Source organism: Paraburkholderia sp., from assembly GCF_035948235.1.
In the GTDB taxonomy this organism is placed as follows: domain Bacteria; phylum Pseudomonadota; class Gammaproteobacteria; order Burkholderiales; family Burkholderiaceae; genus Paraburkholderia.
This window is the reverse complement of record NZ_DASZJJ010000020.1, coordinates 1-2375: the sequence shown is the minus strand read 5'-3', so window position 1 is coordinate 2375 and position 2375 is coordinate 1. Positions and strand designations below refer to the sequence as shown.

The window sequence follows — 2375 nt, the reverse complement described above, 5'->3', positions numbered from 1 at the left end:
TGCTCGCCCTGTCCGGGGATGCGCGCGCTGATGTGGTTGTAGATCAGATCCGACATGCCATAGGCCGAGATCAAGCGATAGCAGGCGGCAAGATCGACGCGCGTCTGCCACTCCTCTGCCGACACCGCGGCTTTCACGTCTCTCGCCGAAAGAAGTCCGTCTTGCACGTCCACGCCCTACTCCTCACGCCGCCGTCACTGCCGCGCGCGCGACGATGTCGCGCAAATCCGTACCGCTGGTCAGCGTGCCGATCACGCCGGCGTGCCGACCGCCGAGGCGCGATTCGATGAAGCGCTGCGCCACCGAGCCGGGACTGTGCTGGAGCATCTCGCTCGCCTGCAGCGCAAGCGCCATCCGCGTCACGACGGCGCGCGCATTGCCTTCGTCGACCGCTGCCGCGAGATCGTCGCGCAGACGGACAAGGAAACTCGCGTGCGCGGCGTTCGCCGTTCCCTGCCCGGATACTTCGTCGATGAAGACTTCAAGCGCGCCTTGTTCGCGAGAAAGCGCCCGCAGCACGTCGATGCACATCATGTTGGTCGTGCCCTCCCAGATCGAATTGAGGGGAGACTCGCGATACAGCCGCGCGATCGGGTTCTCCATGATGAAGCCGTTGCCGCCGTGCACTTGCAACGCTTCGTACACGAAGGTGGTCGCGCGCTGACAATTCCAGTATTTGACGATCGGCGTCGCCACGCGCGCCAGCAGGCGCTCGCGTTCATCCGTTTCCATGCTGTCGGTTGCTAGCGCGATCCGCAGCGCCGACAACATCGCCGCTTCGCTTTCCAGCGCCAGATCGGCCAGCACGTTGGTCTGCATCGGCAAATCGGCCATCCGGCGCCCAAAACCGTCGCGGGTCGAGGCGTGGCCGATCGCCAGCGTCAGCGCCTGGCGCATTAGTCCCGCCGAGCCAACCGCGAAGTCGAGGCGGGTGAGATGCGCATGCGACAGGATTTCCCGGATGCCGCGCCCTTCCTCGCCGACCAGCATCGACCAGGTGCCCTTGAATTCCACCTCGCTCGACGCGTTGGAGCGGTTTCCGCACTTGTCCTTCAAGCGCTGCAACAAGACACGGTTGAGACTGCCGTCCGGCAGAAAGCGCGGAACGAACAGGCAGCTCACGCCGGATTTGGTTTGCGCCAGCGTGTAGAAGCCGTCGCAGGTGGGCACGGAGAAAAACCATTTGTGGCCGGTGATGGCAAAGATCTGCGCGCCGTTCTCCTTTCCGACGAAGGTGGCCATGGTCTGGGTCTGACGCAGATCAGATCCGCCCTGCTTCTCGGTCATCGCGTAGCCGATCACCGCGCCGGTTTTCTGGGTGAGCGGCAGACGGCGCGGGTCATACTCGCCGGACAACGTCTTCTCCCGCCACAGCGCAAACGCCGGGCGGCCGGCAAATCCGGCGCACGCCGCGTACGCCATCCCGGTCGGACAGCCGGTGCCGTTTTCGACCTGGTTCCAGAGATAGCTCAGCACCGCGCGCGCGAAGTGGCCGGAAGGCTCGCGCGTCGTCCAGGCAAGCCCGGCAACGCCGTGCCCAAACCCGAGAGCCATGAGCCGATGCCAGGCCGGATGAAATTCGACCCAGTCGATGCGATGGCCGAAGCGGTCGTGCGTGCGAAGCACAGGGCTGTGCTCGTTGGCGAGCCTTGCAAGCTCCTGCACCTCTTCATCGCCCGCCAGCGCGCCGAGGCTCGTCGCGTTCGCGATAGCCCACGGCGCCTGGCTGGCCACCCGCTCGTAAAGCGCAACGTCGCCGGTAAAGGCGTTGTGACCTACGCTGGCACGGGCCTGGTTGAGCACCTTGTGGGTTTCGACGCCATCGGTCGAAGCAATTCGGAGCGCCAGCGCCGTGCTTTCGAGATGCATATTCATCACGGCCTCCGGGTTACCTTGACGCTGGCCAATTTGGTTTCCTTGGCACGCACCATGCGGACGCAAACGGTGGCCACCTGCTCCGCAAGCGTTTCGATCTCCGGCAGCGGGTGGGTGACCGCGCGAGCCAGCGGGCGGATCAGCGGCTCCATCATCGCTCCGATGACGCAGGTGGACAGCACGTCGGGCGGCATGTCGATGAACTCGACGCGGCGGATGCCCTCGGCGATCAACCGCGCGAACTGCCCCGCCAGCGCGTCCCGGTATTTGAGCCTGGCCTCGTCGAGCTCGGGCTCGCAGGGTTCGGCGATCAGCGCATAGGCCAAACGCGGCTCGCGCGCGGCGCGCCGTACGAACATCGCGACCGCATCGCGCAATCTCGACGTGGCGTCGCCGTCGGTATCGACGATCCCGGCAACGACCTGCGCCTCGCGCTCCGACACCTGCGCCAGCACCTGGACGCACAGGTCAACCTTGGAGTCGAAATAGCGGTAGATCGA

2 protein-coding genes and 1 pseudogene are annotated in these 2375 nt (G+C 65.4%); all 3 read right to left on the bottom strand.

Going from position 1 to position 2375, the window contains the following annotated elements; all coding sequences use genetic code 11:
• Window positions 1–137, bottom strand: a pseudogene (locus tag VG320_RS01300) (class II aldolase); the annotation flags it as partial.
• Between the two features lie 46 nt (window positions 138–183).
• Window positions 184–1869, bottom strand: a complete 1686-nt coding sequence (locus VG320_RS01295) for an acyl-CoA dehydrogenase family protein (RefSeq protein WP_414695937.1) — start codon at window positions 1867–1869, stop codon at window positions 184–186.
• 5 nt (window positions 1870–1874) lie between these two features.
• On the bottom strand, window positions 1875–2375 hold a 501-nt coding region (locus VG320_RS01290), incomplete at its 5' end, for a TetR/AcrR family transcriptional regulator (protein ID WP_327198376.1).

Excerpts from the sequence above, each read along its gene's own strand:
- VG320_RS01295 (WP_414695937.1), bottom strand. The coding sequence starts at position 1,869 with ATGCATCTCGAAAGCACGGCGCTGGCGCTCCGAATTGCTTCGACCGAT.